Annotated in this window: 14 protein-coding genes and 3 pseudogenes; 5 read left to right on the top strand and 12 right to left on the bottom strand. The window is 62.0% G+C overall.

Going from position 1 to position 17,117, the window contains the following annotated elements; genetic code table 11:
• Positions 1 to 110: 110 nt before the first annotated feature.
• From corA to glnA, 5 genes are all read right to left on the bottom strand, one after another.
• Complete coding sequence (gene corA / locus ACQVLG_RS13285; protein ID WP_034760218.1) at positions 111 to 1,076, bottom strand: magnesium/cobalt transporter CorA; 966 nt, start codon at positions 1,074 to 1,076, stop codon at positions 111 to 113.
• A gap of 139 nt (positions 1,077 to 1,215) precedes the next feature.
• The gene (ntrC, locus tag ACQVLG_RS13280; protein ID WP_474294988.1) at positions 1,216 to 2,706 is read right to left on the bottom strand and encodes a nitrogen regulation protein NR(I); all 1,491 of its coding nucleotides are present in this window, start codon (positions 2,704 to 2,706) and stop codon (positions 1,216 to 1,218) included.
• 48 nt (positions 2,707 to 2,754) lie between these two features.
• Positions 2,755 to 3,843, bottom strand: a complete 1,089-nt coding sequence (gene glnL, locus ACQVLG_RS13275) for a nitrogen regulation protein NR(II) (protein ID WP_474294986.1) — start codon at positions 3,841 to 3,843, stop codon at positions 2,755 to 2,757.
• A 5-nt stretch (positions 3,844 to 3,848) separates the two neighbouring features.
• Entirely contained in the window at positions 3,849 to 4,361 is a 513-nt protein-coding gene (locus tag ACQVLG_RS13270) for a DUF4124 domain-containing protein (RefSeq protein WP_474294984.1), read from the bottom strand.
• A gap of 157 nt (positions 4,362 to 4,518) precedes the next feature.
• Positions 4,519 to 5,934: a type I glutamate--ammonia ligase gene (glnA, locus tag ACQVLG_RS13265; protein WP_070219258.1), complete on the bottom strand. Its 1,416-nt coding sequence runs from the start codon at positions 5,932 to 5,934 to the stop codon at positions 4,519 to 4,521.
• Between the two features lie 109 nt (positions 5,935 to 6,043).
• Between glnA and ACQVLG_RS13260 the strand changes: the two genes are divergently transcribed.
• The 4 genes from ACQVLG_RS13260 (at position 6,044) to ACQVLG_RS13245 (ending at position 7,586) form a co-directional block, all read left to right on the top strand.
• Entirely contained in the window at positions 6,044 to 6,238 is a 195-nt protein-coding gene (locus tag ACQVLG_RS13260) for a hypothetical protein (protein WP_474294982.1), read from the top strand.
• 83 nt (positions 6,239 to 6,321) lie between these two features.
• Positions 6,322 to 6,783 carry a rhodanese-like domain-containing protein gene (locus ACQVLG_RS13255; RefSeq protein WP_474294980.1) on the top strand — a complete coding sequence of 154 codons (462 nt, stop codon included), beginning with the start codon at positions 6,322 to 6,324 and terminating at the stop codon, positions 6,781 to 6,783.
• A 171-nt stretch (positions 6,784 to 6,954) separates the two neighbouring features.
• A complete protein-coding gene (locus ACQVLG_RS13250) occupies positions 6,955 to 7,305 on the top strand; it encodes a type II toxin-antitoxin system RelE/ParE family toxin (protein ID WP_474294978.1) in 351 nt (116 codons plus the stop codon).
• Positions 7,302 to 7,586: a helix-turn-helix domain-containing protein gene (locus tag ACQVLG_RS13245; RefSeq protein WP_230538740.1), complete on the top strand. Its 285-nt coding sequence runs from the start codon at positions 7,302 to 7,304 to the stop codon at positions 7,584 to 7,586. The genes ACQVLG_RS13250 and ACQVLG_RS13245 overlap by 4 nt, the downstream gene beginning before the upstream one ends.
• Here ACQVLG_RS13245 and ACQVLG_RS13240 read toward each other — a convergent pair.
• Positions 7,583 to 8,923, bottom strand: a complete 1,341-nt coding sequence (locus ACQVLG_RS13240) for a TAXI family TRAP transporter solute-binding subunit (protein ID WP_474294977.1) — start codon at positions 8,921 to 8,923, stop codon at positions 7,583 to 7,585. The two genes, ACQVLG_RS13245 and ACQVLG_RS13240, sit on opposite strands and share 4 nt — an antisense overlap.
• Before the next feature lie 131 nt (positions 8,924 to 9,054).
• Between ACQVLG_RS13240 and ACQVLG_RS13235 the strand changes: the two are divergent.
• A pseudogene (locus ACQVLG_RS13235) lies at positions 9,055 to 9,659 on the top strand (glutathione S-transferase family protein).
• On the opposite strand, the gene ACQVLG_RS13230 reads toward ACQVLG_RS13235, so the two are convergent.
• The 6 genes and pseudogenes from ACQVLG_RS13230 to ACQVLG_RS13205 form a co-directional block, all read right to left on the bottom strand.
• Positions 9,656 to 10,027: a hypothetical protein gene (locus ACQVLG_RS13230; protein WP_474294975.1), complete on the bottom strand. Its 372-nt coding sequence runs from the start codon at positions 10,025 to 10,027 to the stop codon at positions 9,656 to 9,658. The pseudogene ACQVLG_RS13235 and the gene ACQVLG_RS13230 overlap by 4 nt on opposite strands.
• A gap of 72 nt (positions 10,028 to 10,099) precedes the next feature.
• Positions 10,100 to 13,221 (bottom strand): annotated as a pseudogene (locus ACQVLG_RS13225) (transglycosylase domain-containing protein).
• A gap of 364 nt (positions 13,222 to 13,585) precedes the next feature.
• Complete coding sequence (locus ACQVLG_RS13220) at positions 13,586 to 14,371, bottom strand: competence/damage-inducible protein A (protein WP_230538745.1); 786 nt, start codon at positions 14,369 to 14,371, stop codon at positions 13,586 to 13,588.
• A 31-nt stretch (positions 14,372 to 14,402) separates the two neighbouring features.
• The gene (locus tag ACQVLG_RS13215) at positions 14,403 to 15,230 is read right to left on the bottom strand and encodes an EI24 domain-containing protein (protein WP_474294973.1); all 828 of its coding nucleotides are present in this window, start codon (positions 15,228 to 15,230) and stop codon (positions 14,403 to 14,405) included.
• Positions 15,230 to 16,269 (bottom strand): annotated as a pseudogene (locus tag ACQVLG_RS13210) (sterol desaturase family protein). The gene ACQVLG_RS13215 and the pseudogene ACQVLG_RS13210 overlap by 1 nt, the downstream one beginning before the upstream one ends.
• Positions 16,266 to 17,108: a polysaccharide deacetylase family protein gene (locus tag ACQVLG_RS13205; protein ID WP_474294971.1), complete on the bottom strand. Its 843-nt coding sequence runs from the start codon at positions 17,106 to 17,108 to the stop codon at positions 16,266 to 16,268. The pseudogene ACQVLG_RS13210 and the gene ACQVLG_RS13205 overlap by 4 nt, the downstream one beginning before the upstream one ends.
• Positions 17,109 to 17,117 lie beyond the last annotated feature (9 nt).

Raw genomic sequence — 17,117 nt, 5'->3', positions numbered from 1 at the left:
GCGCAGGCACAGCTGCCGGCGCGGCGATTCTCAGCCATGACCCGCCCCAGCGGACCTGCCGCGATTGTACCCCTGGATATTGTTCAATAATACAGATACACAGGAATTTTTTAAAGCCAGCCGGAACGCTTGAACAAGTAATACATGTAACCGCAGACACAGCTCATCACTGCCACGGCGGCCGGATAGCCATAATGCCAGTCCAGCTCCGGCATGAACTTGAAATTCATGCCCCAGATGCCGGCAAATGCCGTGAACACGGCAAAGATGGCCGCCCAGGCCGCCAACTGCTTGTTCACTTCGCTCTCGTCGATGGCCACCATCGACAGATTTACCTGGATGGCCGTGCTGATCGTATCGCGGATGGTATCGAGCGTGCCATTGATGCGCGCCAGATGATCGTGCACGTCGCGGAAATACTCCTGGGTATCGTGGCACAGCGGCGGCACGCGCCCGCCGTGCAGCTTGCCCACCGCTTCCATCAGGGGCGCCACCACATGGCGCAAGACCATGACCTTGCGTTTCAGCTGGTACAGCCGCTCGATATTGTCGCGCTCGGTGCCGCGGTCGAAGATGCGGTCCTCGATCAGTTCCAGCTCCGATTCCAGCGCGTCGAGCACGGGAAAGTAACGGTCGACGACCGCGTCCATCAGCGCGTACAGCACGAAAGCCGAACCCTGGCGCAGCAGGTGCGGTTCGCGCTCGGCGCGGGCGCGCACGCCAAGAAAACCTTGCGAGCTGTTGCTGCGCGACGAAAGCACGTAATTGGCGCCGACAAAAATGTCGACTTCGCCCAGCACCAGTTCGTTTTCGACCATTTCCACGGTTTTCACCACGGCAAACAGGGAATCGCCGTATTCCTCGATCTTCGGGCGCTGGTGGCCCCGCTGCGCGTCTTCCACCGCCAGTTCGTGCAGGCAAAACTCGTGCTGCATCTGTTTCAGCTCGTCCGGCGTGGCGTCGAGCAGGGCGACCCAGACGAAGCAATCGGGGCGCTCGACGTAATCGCTGATATCGTCGATCGGCAAGTCGGCCAGTTTTTTGCCATCCTGGTAGGCCACGCAGTTAATCAGCATACAGTTCCACAATGAAAGTTAAGACCGGACGAAACAGTCCGGCAGGCGCCAGCTTACCTTATCGCCTGCTGTGGGTGTTGTAGCGTGCAAGGAACACCGCAAGAAAAAGCGGACGGGGGAGCCCCCGTCCGGCAAGGCGTCAATCGTCCTTGGCGCCGTCGATGCCCAGTTCGGAGATCTTGCGGGTGATGGTGTTGCGGCCGATGCCCAGGCGCACGGCGGCGTCGTTCTTGCGCCCGTGCGTATGCTTGAGCGCCGTCTTGATCAGGGCCGACTCGAATTGCCGCCCCAGCACGGCCATGACTTCCTGCTGCCCTGCGCCCAGCATGCCGGCCGCCTGCAATTCCAGCAAGCCGATCCAGCCCGGCGGCGCGCCGTTGGCGGGCGCGACAGCTTCGAATACCTGGCCGCCTTGCACATGAGCAACATTCGCCGGCGGCGCATCAGCGGCCACGGCCTGCGCGGTGCCATCGCCCTGTCCCTGCGTCAATTCCAGCGGCAAGTCCTTGATTTCCACCGTCTGGCCCGGCGCCATGACGGTGATCCAGTTGCACAGATTTTCCAGCTGGCGCACATTACCGGGCAAATCGAGGCTGCTGAGGAACTGCATCGTCGGCTCGCTCATGCGCTTGGCTTCCACGCCCAGCTGGCGCGCGCTTTGCACCAGAAAGTGGCGCACCAGGATGGGGATATCCTCGCGCCGCTCCCGCAAACTGGGCAGGCGCAAGCGGATCACGTTCAGGCGGTGATACAAGTCTTCGCGGAACAGGCCGTCACGCACGCGCTGCTCGAGGTTCTGGTGCGTGGCCGTAATCACGCGCACGTTTGCTTTCATCGGCTGATGGCCGCCGACGCGGTAGAAATGGCCGTCGGACAGCACGCGCAGCAGGCGCGTCTGCAGGTCGAACGGCATGTCGCCGATTTCATCGAGGAACAGGGTGCCGTTCTCGGCCTGCTCGAAGCGGCCCCGGCGCGTCGTCTGCGCGCCCGTGAACGCCCCCCGCTCATGGCCGAACAGTTCGGATTCGAGCAAATCCTTGGGGATCGCCGCCGTGTTCAGGGCAATGAACGGTTGCGCCGCGCGCGGGCTGTGCTTGTGCAGCGCGCGCGCCACGAGTTCCTTGCCGGAACCGGATTCGCCCGTGATGAGCACCGTCACATTCGATTGCGACAAACGGCCGATGGCACGGAAGACTTCCTGCATGGCCGGCGCCTGGCCGAGGATTTCCGGCGTTTCCGACGGGCCCGATTCGACGCTGGTCTCGCGCAAGCTTTCTTCCAGCGCGCGGCGGATCAGCTCGACGGCCTTGTCGATATCGAAGGGCTTGGCCAGGTATTCGAAGGCGCCGCCCTGGAAGGCCGCGACGGCCGAATCGAGGTCGGAAAAGGCGGTAATAATGATGACCGGCAAGCCGGGAAAGCGCGACTTGACCGTCTGCAACAGTTCCAGGCCGGATGCGCCCGGCATGCGGATATCGGACACGAGCACTTGCGGCGTGTCAAATTCCAGTGCGGCGATGGCGTCGCGCGCATTGGCAAAACTCTTGGTGGCGAGATTTTCCCGCGCCAGGGCTTTTTCCAGCACCCAGCGGATTGATTCGTCGTCGTCAACTATCCAGATTGGCTTCATTAGTGTGTGCGTCCCGCAATGGATTTCATGGGTGGGATACTGCCTCGCTTATGGCAAGGGGAGAACGATCCTGAAATCGGTGTATCCAGGCCGGCTTTCGCACTCGATCACGCCCAGGTGCTGTTGCACGAAGGTTTGCGCCAAGGTCAGCCCCAGCCCGCTGCCGCCTTCCCTGCCCGACACCAGCGGGTAGAAAATCCGGTCGCGGATCTGGGGTGCGATGCCCGGTCCATTGTCAATGATATGCAAGTCTAATGCCAGGTTGTAGCGAACCTTGGCCAGGGTCACCTGGCGCGCCACGCGCGTCTTGAAAATCAGCTCCGCGTCGCCCGCCTCGATGCGCTCGGCCAAGGCCTGCGCCGCGTTATGCGCGATATTGAGCACGGTCTGTATCAGCTGCTCCTTGTCGCCGCGAAACTCGGGGATCGAGGCGTCGTAATCGCGCGAAATGGTCAGTCCGCTGGGAAACTCTGCCAGGATCAGGCTGCGGACCCGTTCGCACACTTCATGGATATTCACGTCGCCCACGATGTGCGGGCGGCGGTGCGGCGCCAGCAGGCGGTCAACCAGCGTCTGCAAGCGGTCCGCCTCCTTGATGATGACTTGCGTGTATTCGCGCAGTTCGCTCAGGTGCAGGGCCGGCAGTTCCAGCTCCAGCAGCTGGGCCGCGCCGCGGATGCCGCCCAGCGGGTTCTTGATTTCATGCGCCAGGTTGCGGATCAGCTCCTTGTTGACCTGGCTCTGGTCGAGGATGCGCTCCTCGCGGTCGAGCTTTAATTGCTGCACGTTCTCGCGCAGTTCGATCAGCACGCCGTCGCTAGGTGCGTCGAGCGCGCTGACGATGCTGTGCACGCGCAGCGGTTCGCGCCCCAGGCGTTCCAGGCTCAGGTCCTGGCGCAAGTCAGAAAACTTATGTTCGAGCGCCTGCGCGCAAATGCCGGCCAGCTCCTCGGGATTGAGGAACAGCGCCGTCAGCTTTTGCCGCGACAGGGCTTTCAGCGAGCTTTCCAGCAGGTTTTCCGCCGCCGCGTTGGCATAGCCGATGCGGCCGTCGCCGTCGAGCAGGATCACGGCCGAAGCGAGCAAATCAAGGCCTGCCAGGTGGGCGGGACGGCTGGAATGGTTGTCTAGTGTCATGTGCTTTACCGAATATTCGCGATCTCGCGTTTCAGGGCGTCTATGTTTTGCTGCGTGCGGCTGATGTTGTCCTTCAACTGCGCCACCCGTTCCTGATATTTCGCATAGTTGCGCTCATTGCCCTGGCGTTCGGGTTGGCCGCCGTTAAATTCCAGGCGCTGCGCCGCCAGTTTCTGCTCTTCGCTGCGCAATTCGTCCTGCAGGATCTGGCGCCGGTCCAGGTCGCGCGCCCGCTGCTCGGCGCCATCGACCTTGGGAAACGCGCCGGCGGCAGGCGCCGCCGTGGCCACCGCCTGCGTGGCGGACCGGGCAGGCGCGCCGGCCAGCGGCGCCGTCTTGCGTGCGTGGGGCTCCGTCATGGCGCCCGGTAAATCGAGCAGCTGGCAATGCGCGCCGGCCCGCTTGTCCGTGTACGTCTTGTGTCCCTGCGCATCGGCGCACACATACAGTTGCCCGTGCGCCTGTGCCGCCGCGCCCAGCAATCCTGCCATCAGCGCCATTCTGTAATGCTTGGTCAATCTTCACTCCTGTCGGCTCGTGCCGCATGGTTCCTGGGCCGACTATACAACACCGCACCGGCGCCGCATTGGCGCACAGCATAAAAAAAACGCGGGCAAGACCATCGCCTCACCCGCGTTTTTTATTCACTACCGGCAAGTTGCCGGCATGGCGCCATTACAGCGAGTAGTACATGTCGAACTCGGCAGGATGCGTGGTCATGCGCATGCGCTGCACGTCCTGCATTTTCAGTTCCAGGTAAGCATCGATCATGGAATCGCTGAACACGCCGCCGCGGGTCAGGAACTCGCGGTCCTTGTCCAGGGCTTCCAGTGCTTCTTCCAGCGAAGCGCACACGGTAGGGATCAGTGCGTCTTCTTCCGGCGGCAGATGGTACAGATCTTTCGAGGCGGCTTCGCCCGGATGGATCTTGTTGGCAACGCCGTCCAGGCCGGCCATCAGCAGTGCGGCAAAGCACAGGTACGGGTTCGCCAGTGGATCCGGGAAGCGCGCTTCGACGCGGCGGCCTTTTGGATTGGCCACGTGCGGGATACGGATCGAGGCGGAACGGTTTTTCGCCGAGTACGCCAGTTTCACTGGAGCTTCGTAGCCTGGTACCAGACGCTTGTACGAGTTGGTGCCCGGGTTGGTGATCGCGTTCAGTGCCTTGGCGTGCTTGATGATGCCGCCGATGTAGTACAGGGCGAAATCGGACAGGCCGGCATAGCCGTCGCCAGCGAACAGGTTTTTGCCATCTTTCCATACGGATTGATGCACGTGCATGCCCGAACCGTTGTCGCCAACGATAGGTTTCGGCATGAAGGTGGCGGTCTTGCCATAGCTGTGCGCCACGTTCCACACCACGTATTTCAGGTTTTGCGTCCAGTCGGCGCGCTCGACCAGGGTCGAGAACTTGGTGCCGATTTCATTCTGACCGGCGCCGGCCACTTCGTGATGATGTACCTCAACCGGGATGCCCAGCGATTCCAGAATCAGGCACATTTCCGAACGCATGTCCTGGAAGCTGTCCACTGGCGGCACGGGGAAGTAGCCGCCCTTGACGGTAGGACGGTGGCCGCTGTTGCCGCCTTCGATGTCCTTGCCGGTCGACCACGAACCTTCGTCCGAACCGATCTTAACGAAGCAGCCCGACATGTCGATCTTCCAGCGCACGCTGTCGAAGATGAAGAATTCCGGCTCAGGGCCGAAGTAGGCGGTGTCGCCCATGCCCGACGATTTCAGGTAGGCTTCGGCGCGTTTCGCGATCGAGCGCGGGTCGCGGTCGTAGCCCTTGCCGTCCGACGGTTCGATCACGTCGCACTGCATGAACAAGGTCGTTTCTTCCATGAACGGGTCGATATTGGCCGTGTTTGGATCCGGCAGCAAGATCATGTCGGACGCTTCGATACCTTTCCAGCCAGCGATCGAAGAACCGTCAAAGGCGTGGCCCGACTCGAATTTGTCCATGTCGAAGTGCGACACGGGAACCGTCACGTGCTGCTCTTTACCACGGGTATCAGCAAAGCGGAAATCAACGAATTTGACTTCGTTTTCTTCTACCATCTTCAAGACTTCTGCGGCTGTCATTGCCATGCGTATCTCCTAAATGAATGTGGGGTGAGCCGACCTTAGTGCGTCTGGGCTGATGAAGCGAAGCAAACATTGCGTGCCACCAAAACTCATAAGGATCATAGCAGATTCCATGCCAGCTCCAGAAGAGACCTGGCCGCCAGAGGCAAAACCCGGCTATCCCAATGAAAGTTTTCCCGCCCGCGATTTTCCTGCTGAGTTTGCGTCAAATCAAGAATGCACTATGCAAGTGCAAAAAACGAATAATGCACCATTATCGTGCATTTTTGTGCGGATTTCTGAAAAATGCCTCGTTGTGGTGCATTGAGCGTGCACCATGGCATTCCCGTTTGCGGGGCGCGGATGGCGCACTATAATCGACCATACCTGCCCACTTTCATCGAGGACGCCATGACCACCGCCGCCGACATCCTGACCACCGCCCGCAGCCGGGCCAATGAAGGTACGCCGTACGCCGGCGCCGTCACGCCGCAGGAAGCATACGAGCTGCTGCAACGCGATGCCGCCGTCAAGCTCATCGACGTGCGCACGAATGCCGAACGCGACTGGGTCGGCCGGGTCGACATCGCCGATACCCAGCATGGTGCGGTGCAGTGGGCCACCTACCCGGGCGGCGTGCCGAATCCCGATTTTATGCAGCAACTGGCCGCCCAGGCCGGCAAGGACGAGGTGCTGCTGTTCCTGTGCCGCTCCGGCGTGCGCTCGCGCCACGCCGCCAAGCTGGCGACCGAGCACGGCTACAGCAACTGTTTCGACATCCTCGAAGGTTTTGAAGGCGACAAGGACGCCGACGGCCACCGCAAGCAGATCGGCGGCTGGTGCAAGGCAGGCTTGCCTTGGCTGGGCGCCTGACGCTGGCCGCTTGATGCTGGCCGCTTAATTATCTGAACAGTGTTTGATCTGGCGGGCCACGCGATGGCCCGCCATCGGCTACAACCATCCATGCGCGCCCGATTTTTTCAACCGCGGCGCAAATTCTCCTTGCGAATATGTACCTTATATAGTACAACGTAGAGGTGCGTCATGGATGCTTCCGGCTTGCGGCAGATTAGCCTGCTGTTCTATGCGAACGGCAATGGCGGCGAACCCGTACGCGACTGGCTCAAGTCGCTGCCCATCGAAGAGCGCCATGTGATCGGGCAAGACTTGATGCATGCGCAATGGCGCTGGCCCGTGGGCATGCCCCTGTGCCGGCATCTCGGGCACGGCTTGTCGGAAGTGCGCAGCAGCTTGCCCGGCAACCGCATCGCGCGCGTGCTGATCTGCCATCACGGCGATTGCCTGGTGGCGCTGCACGGCTTTATCAAGAAAACCCGGACGACGCCGGACGATGACCTGGCGCTGGCCCGCAAACGCTACAAGGAACTGACATGAACGCCACCGCTCCCCACCTCGGCAGCAGCCTCGATGACTTCCTCAAGGAAGAAGGCATCTTCGAGCAAACGCAAACCCGCGCCATCAAGGAAGTGATCGCCTGGCAACTGACACAGGCGATGCAGGAACAATCGCTGTCGAAGACGCGCATGGCGGCCCTGCTGCAGACCAGCCGCTCGCAGCTCGACCGCCTGCTCGACCCCGGCAGCGACGTGACCCTGTCGACCCTGGAGCGGGCCGCCACGCTGCTCGGGCGCAAGCTGTCGGTCACCCTCGTCTAAACTACCTCGGGCTGTTCGCCCATCAAGGTCAAGATGCGCTTGCGCACGAAATTGATGTGGCTGCGCAAGCCATACAGGCCATCCGCAAACGACAGCGGTATCGAGATCTGGTTGACCATCTCCTCGATCTGGTCCAGCCGTTGTAATTGCTCCGCATACACGTGCGCGCGCTGCTCTGGCGGCACGTCTTCCAGCGCCTGCTCGACCGTGCGCAGCTGGCCATACCAGCGGTACACGCGCGAGCGGATACGCCACACGTACAGGGGCGGCACCACGCGCGACAGGGGTAATATCAAGGCGCCGAGCGCCACCACCAGCACCCACATGCGATCAAAAAAATTGGCCAGCCAGAAACTCATGTAGCGCTGCAGCACGGGCGCGCCATCCTTGTAGAATTTCAGCGCTTCGGGCGCGACGGGAATTTCCGTGTAGCGCGCGGACGGGAACTGCCCCTGCTGCTGGAACCAGCCCGTGCCGCCATGGATGCCGGCCGCCGCCTGCACGAACAGGTCGACGAGGGCCGGATGCAAGTCTTCGCGCGCGACCAGGGTGGCCGTCGGCGCGATCAGATGATAATCCTGCGCCGGAATATTCTGCCCCAGGTCGACTATGCCGCGCGGTAAAACGACATGCGTGAGGAAAGGCAAACGCCGCGTGTACGCTTCCGCCTGCGAAAAATCAAACAGCTTGATGCCCGGCGTCTGCAGCAGCATCTGGATCAGCGGCGCTTCCGGCGCCGAGCTGAACACGAGACCATCGATGCGCCCTTCCAGCAACTCCACCGTGGCGGGCGTATTTTGCAAGTCGCTCACCGTCAGCTCCTTCGCTTCCACGCCATTCACGGACAGCAACTGCCGGAACAGGCTGGGCACGCCCGTGCCTTCCGGCCCCAGGTTGATCTTCATGCCTTTCAATTGCGTCAACTCCGTCACCGCCTTGTCTTCGCGCAAGAACAGCCAGACGGGTTCCGTAAACAAACTGCCCAGGGAAATGAGGCCATGGCGCTCGGCATCGGCGTGCTCCGTCGAGCCGCTTTGCACGAAGGCGATATCGGTCTTGCCGTTATTCAGGCGCTGCAGGTTTTCCTGCGAGCCCAGCGACGACGGTTGCAAGGTCACCTTGATGCCGTGCTTGGCCAGGGTGGCCGCGTATTTCTTGCCGAACTCTTCGTAGGCGCTATTGTCCTGCCCCGTCGACAAACTCACCTGGCGCGGCGGCGCCGGGTCGACCAGCCAGTAGGCGAGCGCACAGAACGCGCCGACCAGCAGCAAGGTGGGACCGGCGGTGGCGAGGAAATCGCGCACGGAAAAGCGGCTGAACGCGAGGATTTTGGACATGTGGTGGCGCATAGGTTTCATGGGTGGCTACGATGCCAAGAAAACCTCAACTATGCAAGGCACTTTCACAGGCGCGGCGTAGCCAAATCGGCTACAGTAGCAGATCGATCACCTGCCCTCTGGAGCCCCGCATGCTGAAAATTCTTGGAAAAGCCGCCTCGATCAATGTCCGCAAAGTCCTGTGGACGTGCGAGGAACTCGACCTGCCCTACGAACGCGAAGACTGGGGCAGCGGCTTTCGCACCACGGACGACCCGGCCTTCCTGGCCCTAACCCGAACGCCATGGTGCCCGTACTGGTTGACGGCGACCTGGTGCTGTGGGAATCGAACACGATCTGCCGCTACCTGTGCGCCCAGGCGGGCCGCGAAGACTTGCTGCCGAGCAATCCCCGCGCCCGCGCGGAAGTGGAAAAATGGATGGACTGGCAAATGGGCGATTTGAACAACAGCTGGCGCTACGCCTTCATGTCGCTGGTGCGCCACAGCCCCGCGCACCAGGATGCGGCGCAGCTGGCGGCCGGTATTGCCGGATGGAACAAGATGATGGGCGTGCTGGAGCAGCAGTTGCAGCGCACGGGCGCGTATGCGTGCGGCGAGCAATTCACCGTGGCCGATATCGTGCTGGGCCTGTCCGTCAAGCGCTGGCTGATGGCGCCCATGCAACGTCCCGATTATCCCGCCATCGCCGCCTACCACGCGCGCCTGGCAGATAAAACGGCTGTGTTTGCCGGCTAATCGAGTTCGATGGCCTCGACCGTGCCGCCGATGACGTAGCAATCGCCATCGCGGCGCACCTCGTCCAGGGTCGCAGGGTCGTCGTGCGCATACGTGCCGTCGACATCGACGCACCAGACATCGCCGAAACGCAGCAACTTCACGCCGCAGCAGATGCGGTTGATGAAGTTGCCCGGCGTCCTGACCAGCACTTCCCGCACCTCGCCCACCGTGATGGCGACGTTGCACCAGACATTGCCGTCCAGCGCATGATTTCTTGCGTACAACACGATGCGCACGGCCTGCACGCCGCGCGATCCATACACATGCTCGAATGATACGAGCGCGCCATCGTCGAAGCGGTGATATTGCGCAAAGATGTGCTGCATTCTTTCCATAGCTTCTTTCTCCTCCATAAAAAAACCGGCCCATTCAGGCCGGCTTTTCATTGCAGCAACGATTTAATTCGCACACTGCTTCGCCACGCCCTCGGCCGGCGCGGGCGGTTCGATCAGCGGCATCAGGCTCGGCGCCAGCGACACCAGCAGCAGTTGCACGGGCAAGGCGCTGGTGAAATCGTAGTTCTTCGATTCCGGTCCGCGCACATACGCCGTCATGCTGCCATAGAAGCGCTCGCCGATATTGAAGACGAACGTGGCCGAGCGGTTCACATAGCGCGACTCGATCAGGCGTCCGCCGGCGCCATACACGTCGAAGCGCTGGTCGCCCGTACCCGTCTTGCCGCCCATGGGAATCGGCACGCCATCGGCGCCGACAAACGCCGTCTTCGCCCGCTTGGCCGTACCGTCCGACACCACTTCGCGGATGGCCTTGGCCACGGCTTTCGCCACGTCCGGCGACAACACTTGCTCCGCCTCCACCTTGCTGCCCCGCTTGACCATGGTGTCATACGGCGTATTGGCGGCGAAATGCATGGAATCGATGCGCACGCTCGGCTTGCGCACGCCATCGTTGATGATGATGCCCATCAACTCGGCCAGCGCGGCGGGACGGTCGGCCGACGCGCCCAGGGTGGTCGCATACGACGGCACCAGCGAATCGAAGGGGTAGCCCATCTTTTTCCACTGGCGGTGGATTTCCAGGAAACCTTCCACTTCCAGCAAGTTGGCGATGCGGCGGTCTTGCGCATGCTTGCGGTGCGTGTTGAACAGCCATTTATACACTTCCTGGCGTTCCTTCTCGCTGGCCGCCACCATCTGCGACAGGGTGGAACCTTCGTGCTGGCGCAGATACGCCACCATCCACAGTTCCAGCGGATGCACATTGGCCAGATAGCCGCGGTCGGCCAAGGACCAGTTTTCCATCGCGTACTGCTCGTACATCCTGGCGACGCGCTCGGGCGGCACTTCGTTTTGCGACGGCAAGTTGGCGTTGAGGAAATCGCCGAATTCCGCCACCGTCCCCTTCGGATTGACGGTGCGGAAAATGTTCGCCAGGCGCACGGGGGTCGGGCGGATGCTGGCCAATAAAATCTTTTCCTGCTCATCGACGCTCTTGCCGCGGTACTTCTGATAGAAACGGTGCAGGAATTGCGCCCTTCCTTGTCGGCAAAACGGCTCAGGTACTGGGCCCGGCGCGGATCGTCCGCATCCGCCAGCAGCGAGGCCGAGGAATCGGGGCGCGAGAACATGTAGTAGCGGGCCACGTCGCGCATCAGGCGCACGAACACCAGGTTGGTCGACTGGCGCAGCGCCTGCTGCACCGTCATGATGCGGCTGTCGTCGAGCTTGGAGAAGTTGCCGAAATGGTGCAAGCCGCCGCCCGTGAAGAAGCCTTCGCCCGGGTTGCCCGAATATTTGCGTTCCATGGCGGCCGCCAGCATGGCGGGTAAATTGCGCGCCTCGCCCAGCGGCAAAGGTTTCAGATAGGCAATTGCCCACTGCGACAGCATGTCCTTGGGATCGACGGCAATCTTGCCCAGTTCGGCGGCGCCCATGCCGCTGTAGCGCTGGTGCAACTGGTCGATGATGTCCAGGTAGGTCACCAGGGTGCGCAGCTTGGCCGTGGAACCGAGGTCCAGCTTGGCGCCCTCGTTGATGTCGAGCGGCTGGTCAAAGTTATCCGTTTGCACGCGCAGCAAGTTGGCCTGCTCGCCCTTTTGCAGCAAGGTAAAACTGTAGACCACGTTGGCGGGGTCGCCATTGCCCAGCATGCCCTTGCCCGCCAGGCCGGCCGCTTTCGCCACTTCCGGGTCGCGCAGCTCGCGCAGGACCTTGGTGACGGCGTTTTGCGCCTGCGCATCGAGCGTGCTGACCACTTTCAGGTCGAGGCGGTCGAGGTTGTACAAGCGCGGATCGCCGAGCATGCTGGCCAGGTGGTTGCGCACGGCATTCGACGCCTTGCGCGTGACGAACGAGGTCGACGCTTCCGATTGCACGCCCGATGCCGTCGATGGACGCAGCTTTTCGGCAATGGCCGCATTGCGCAGCTGCGGCGAAATCACGCCCGCCTGCGCCAGCAGGCGCAGATGGCTGTTGGTCAATTCTTCCAGGTCGGCGCCGCCGGCCACCAAGTAGTGCGAGGGAGGGACGGCGCTGCGCGATCAAGAGGCTCAGCGCCTGCTTGTAGGCCAGCGCACTGCCCGGCTGATCCATATTACCCTTGAGCAAAGTCTTCACTTCGGCAAACGGACGGCCATACCAGACCCACATGCCGTCGCCGATGCCGTTGACTTCGCCAAAACCGCTCTTTGCCGACAGCGGCACGGTATTCAAGTAATTGACGACGATCTTGCGCCGCGCTTCCATGGTGTTTTCGCCATCCTGGTACGAGCGCAGGCTGGCCGAAATCATCTGCATCAGCTTGTCCTGCATGGAACTGGTGCGCCCATCTTCCGAATGGCGGTATTTTTCGATCTGCGTGGCCAGCGTGCTGCCGCCGCCACCGCGGTGGCCGCCGAACAGGTTCAGCGCCTTGTCGAGAACGGCCTTGCTCAGGCGGTCCCATTCCACGGCGGGATTGCGCTCGGGCGTGCCCGGGTCCAGCAATTCGCGGTTTTCGATAAACAGCAGGCTTTGCACGAGCGCGGGTGGCGCTCGGCGAAGCCGTCGAACATGCGCTCGGGATAGCTGGCCGCGAACAGCGGCGCGGCGCGGCAATCGAGAATGGTCAGGCCCGCGCGGTTTTTCTCGTGATACGTGGCAAAGATGCCCCGGTCAACCAGTTGCACCATTTTCGGCGACATGCGCGCCTGCGCCGTGACGGCGTAGTCGCGCGCATTGAGTTTGGTGATGAAGTCGGGCAAGCTGGCATAGCCGAGCCGCTCGTCATACGGGCCGTGCTGCGGGTAGCGGATGGCGCCCGCCGGCGCAGGGCCAGGCTCGACCTTGAACGTCAGCTGACGGTCCAGGCGCGTGAAAAACTCGGCCTGCAGGGCCGACGTGCGCACTTCGCGCATGACGAACCACGCCACGCCGGCAATCAGCGCCAGCAGAATAATGGCAAAGATGGGCCAGATGCGCGAACGGCGCTTCTTCGGCGGGCTCGCCGGCGGCGGCGCCTCGGCAGCTGGATCAGAGGGGGGCCGCTCTTGCGCGGCCAGATTGACGCCTGTGTCTTTCATGGGATGCTGGGATAAAGTTGGGTTTGGACGGCGCGGAAAAGGCGGTAGCGATACCGCTCCGCGCGGGATAAGACGAGGGCCAGCCAGGGCCGGTCACAACAAAGCTTGCTTAACATGATGTCCATACCGGTGAATCGAAAAAACACGCTACTGCACAGGCAGGCGACCCCGCGTTCGACACGCGAAGCCCCTGTTCACCATTCCACCACATCGGCATGAAAACGACTGACGAGCGCGCACAAAAATCTTGCTTCATTGAAGATTTTCGCAAAAAAACAACGTCTGGGAATGTACGCTTGCGTACATAGATGCAAGGCGGGCTGGACGCCAGCGAAAAAGCCGCCGGCGCCGGGCTGGCGGCATGTCAGATGGTGGTGTATTCCGCCTGCAAGGTATCGAGCGCGGCGCGCATCTCGGCAAAGGCGGCCGCCGCCTGCGCGGGCTCGCCCTTGACGCCCAATTCGATATGCCGGCGCGTCTGCGCGTCGCCCACGCTGGGCAAGCTGAAAACCTTGATCAACGGAAACTCCGCTTCCAGCCGCACCATCAGCGGCGTGAGCAGGGATTCGGCCGTTTCATACACGAGCAAGGCATGTTCCGCGTGCGGCACCTGGTTGAACAAATGGCTGTAATGCGTGTCCAGCACCCATTCGATCATGGGCCAGGACATGACGGGAAAGCCCGGCACGAAATAATGCTCGCGCACGGCAAAGCCGGCAATCTTGTTGTACGGATTCGGAATCAGCTCGGCGCCTTCGACAAATTCCGCCATTTTCAGGCGGTGCAGGTTTTCCGGCGAGTGCAAATCGGCCGGCACGCCCGCCTCTTCGCCCATTTCCGTGATGCGTTGCTGGATATTGAGCTTGCCCTGCGGATGCAGCACCAGCGGCAAGCCCAGCGCATCGGCGGCCGCCTGGCGCGTATGGTCGTCCGGCGTGGCGCCGATGCCGCCAAAGCTGAAGACGATGTCGCCGCTGGCAAAGCTGCGCTTGAGCAAGGCGACCAGGCGGGCCGGCTCGTCGCCCACGTATTCCGCCCAGCTCAGCTGCAAGCCGCGCGCCTTGAGCATGCTCACGACTTTCGGGAAATGCTGGTCCGTGCGCTTGCCCGACAGGATTTCGTCGCCGATGATGATCAATCCGATAGCCATGAAGCTCCCTCGTAGAATGCAATAAAAATGGTCAGGCGTCCGCCGGCGCCACGTCGGTCATGCCGCGTACGCCCCGCAAACGCGCCAGTGCTTCCAGGCAGTAATACTGGAACCACAGACCCGTAAAGATAAAGATCAGCACATACAGCCAGATGGCGAACGCCGCCAGGAAGGGGAAGAACACCACCGACATCACGCCGCCCATCCACAGCATGCCCGGCACGGCGCCGGCCGCGCCGGACACCATGCCGATGGCCAGCAGCGGCCAGCGCTGCGTGCGCATGATGGCGTGGCGCTCTTCCACGCTGGCGTAATCGGCCATGGCGTCATACGCCATCACGCGGTACGTCAGCCAGCCCCACAGCACGGCTTGCCCCGCCAGCGCGGCCGGCGGAAACGCGTACAGGGGCAGCATGAGCACCCAGACGACGATGAACAGCAGAAATGTGGCCAGCGAGGTGCCGACGCTGCCCAGCAGGCTGCCGCCATGCTTCTTTTCCAGCTGCGGAAAGTGCCGCCCGCCGATATGGCGGCCGATGGCCGGCATGGCGAACAGGCCCATGAAGATCAGCGCCGTCAGGATCATCAGCGGCAGCAGCATGAACATGGCGATCAGGGGCACGATCACGGCTTTCAGCACGCCCAGGCCGAAGGCGGACAGCACCTGGCCACTGGTGCGGAAGAAATCATACTGCGTGAACAGCGCATGCAGGCTGTCGATCAGCGGCTGCAAGCCCACGTACAGCAGGGCGCCCCACAGGACCAGCGACAGGATGAACGGCGCTATGCTCAACAGCAATATCCTGCCATGCAATTGCGACAGGAAAGCACGGCCATACGAATTCAGCACATTACGCATCAACGGCGTCCTTTTCGTTTCAATCTTGCAAATTCCACCATACGGCGCAGACCCAGCCATTGCTGCTGCCAGAAACCGCGGCCATAGTTGCGCCCGGGCCGGCCCACGCCCTGTCTGTCGATGCGGGCCAGCTGGTCGCGCACGCCCGTGCGTGCATAGCCCGCCGAGAAATTCGCGGTGCCCAGCAGCATATCCCAAATCGGCAGCACCACGCCGAAGTTGCAACCGCCCAGGCTGCCCTTGCCTTTCGACTCGTGCCCCACGCCGATCGCGTGGTGCGTGCGGTGGAAACGGGGCGAGATCAGCAGCCGCTCGCCGATGCGGCCGAAGTGTATCCGCACATTCGCATGCTGCAAGCTTTGCAGGATGCGCGAAATCGACACCAGCAGCACATATTGCCCTGGCGGCACGCCGATACCGAGCGCCACCAGCGCCATCACCACGTCGCGCAGGAAGTCGTCGAGCAGGTGGTTGCGGTCATCGCTCCACAAATTCATGTTTTGCTGGCTGTGATGCAGGCTGTGCAAGCCCCACCACCAGCCGAAATGGTGCGAGGCACGGTGATAGCAATAGTCGACGAAGTCCAGTATCACAAAATAAATGATAAAACTGACTAAGGGACTGATGCCGGGCAACAGCGACTCCAGATTCAATGGATGGATATTGTCGAAACGCAAAGCACCCGCCAATGCATCCATCAGCGGATCGAGCGTGAAGAAGACCAGCACGGAAAACAGGCCGATGCGGTGCAGCACCGTGTAAATAAAATCGTTCCAGCGGGCGCGCGGGTCGGTGATCTTTTGCGCGGGTATCCAGGCTTCGAGCGGACGCAGCACGAGAAACAGCAGCACCAGTTCGCACAGGCCGATCAGCAGCCATTCCGTGCCCTCAAACGCTTCTTCCGTGAATTCGCCAAAGCCCAGGTGGTAGACGAGAGGATTCACCACGGTCTGGAACAGCCAGCTTGCGCCACGCCAAACGCGTCGACCACGGCGTCGATGGCGGGCGTGACGAAGCTGACGATGTCGGCGGCGGTCATGGCTGGCCCTTCTTCGGCGCGTAGCCGGGATGCTCGCGCAGGGTGGCAAAGCAGAAGCCCTTGTCTTGCAAGCCGGAAATCAAGGCGTCCAGGTTGGCGGGCGCCCACGGCTCCTTGCGCGACCAGATACCCATGTGTGCAATGAAGATGTCGCCGCTGCGCAAGTTCGCCAGCGCCTTTTTCAGCAGCATGGCGTTTGGATACTTGTCGCTGGGCAGTTCATCGCCCGAATACCCGGCTGGCGCCCAGCCCGCATGCTGGTAGCCGCAGGCGCTGCCGGCGGCCAGAGTGCGCGGCGACGTGTAGCCGCCCGGCGCGCGCCAGAACGGGTCGAGCTTGTGCCCGGTCAGCTCCTGGAAGCGCGTATCGACGCGGCGCAATTCCTCGCAAAATTGCTGATCCGTGAAAGACGCCAGCTTGCCGCCATCCTTGCCGAACTGGGGCTTGACCTGGATCAAGCCGTTGGCCAGATCCTTCTTCCAGTACACGTGGTCAAACGTATGCGTGCCGAACGCATGGCCTTCGGCGACCCGCGCTTTCCAGTACGGTGCCCACGAGGCATCGAGCGAATAGTCGCCGCGCGTGGTCTTTTCGTTGGCCAGGAAGAACGTCGCTTTGATATGGCGCTTGTTCAGCACGTCGGCGATCAATTGCGCTTGCGACTGGCTGCCCGTGTCGAAGGTCATGTAGATCGTGCCCTTGCAGGCGGCCGGGGCCGAAGATGCGGCTGGGGCCGGTGCTGCTGGCGCCGCTGCGGCGGTATGCGCGGGCGACAGCATGGCGCTGGCGCACAGCAGCATGGCGGGCACATGGCACGCGAAGGTGAAACGTTGCATCATCACACCCTT

Source organism: Janthinobacterium sp. TPC_1 (assembly GCF_056037845.1).
Note: the sequence above shows the minus strand (reverse complement) of the source record. Positions and strands in the feature narration are given on the sequence as shown.

What these genes read in the sequence shown, in the direction of transcription:
- corA (WP_034760218.1), bottom strand. Translation starts at nt 1,076, where the DNA reads ATGCTGATTAACTGCGTGGCCTACCAGGATGGCAAAAAACTGGCCGAC.
- ntrC (WP_474294988.1), bottom strand. Translation starts at nt 2,706, where the DNA reads ATGAAGCCAATCTGGATAGTTGACGACGACGAATCAATCCGCTGGGTG.
- glnL (WP_474294986.1), bottom strand. Translation starts at nt 3,843, where the DNA reads ATGACACTAGACAACCATTCCAGCCGTCCCGCCCACCTGGCAGGCCTT.
- glnA (WP_070219258.1), bottom strand. Translation starts at nt 5,934, where the DNA reads ATGGCAATGACAGCCGCAGAAGTCTTGAAGATGGTAGAAGAAAACGAA.
- ACQVLG_RS13260 (WP_474294982.1), top strand. Translation starts at nt 6,044, where the DNA reads ATGCCAGCTCCAGAAGAGACCTGGCCGCCAGAGGCAAAACCCGGCTAT.
- ACQVLG_RS13255 (WP_474294980.1), top strand. Translation starts at nt 6,322, where the DNA reads ATGACCACCGCCGCCGACATCCTGACCACCGCCCGCAGCCGGGCCAAT.
- ACQVLG_RS13250 (WP_474294978.1), top strand. Translation starts at nt 6,955, where the DNA reads ATGGATGCTTCCGGCTTGCGGCAGATTAGCCTGCTGTTCTATGCGAAC.
- ACQVLG_RS13245 (WP_230538740.1), top strand. Translation starts at nt 7,302, where the DNA reads ATGAACGCCACCGCTCCCCACCTCGGCAGCAGCCTCGATGACTTCCTC.
- ACQVLG_RS13240 (WP_474294977.1), bottom strand. Translation starts at nt 8,923, where the DNA reads ATGTCCAAAATCCTCGCGTTCAGCCGCTTTTCCGTGCGCGATTTCCTC.
- ACQVLG_RS13230 (WP_474294975.1), bottom strand. Translation starts at nt 10,027, where the DNA reads ATGCAGCACATCTTTGCGCAATATCACCGCTTCGACGATGGCGCGCTC.
- ACQVLG_RS13220 (WP_230538745.1), bottom strand. Translation starts at nt 14,371, where the DNA reads ATGGCTATCGGATTGATCATCATCGGCGACGAAATCCTGTCGGGCAAG.
- ACQVLG_RS13215 (WP_474294973.1), bottom strand. Translation starts at nt 15,230, where the DNA reads ATGCGTAATGTGCTGAATTCGTATGGCCGTGCTTTCCTGTCGCAATTG.
- ACQVLG_RS13205 (WP_474294971.1), bottom strand. Translation starts at nt 17,108, where the DNA reads ATGATGCAACGTTTCACCTTCGCGTGCCATGTGCCCGCCATGCTGCTG.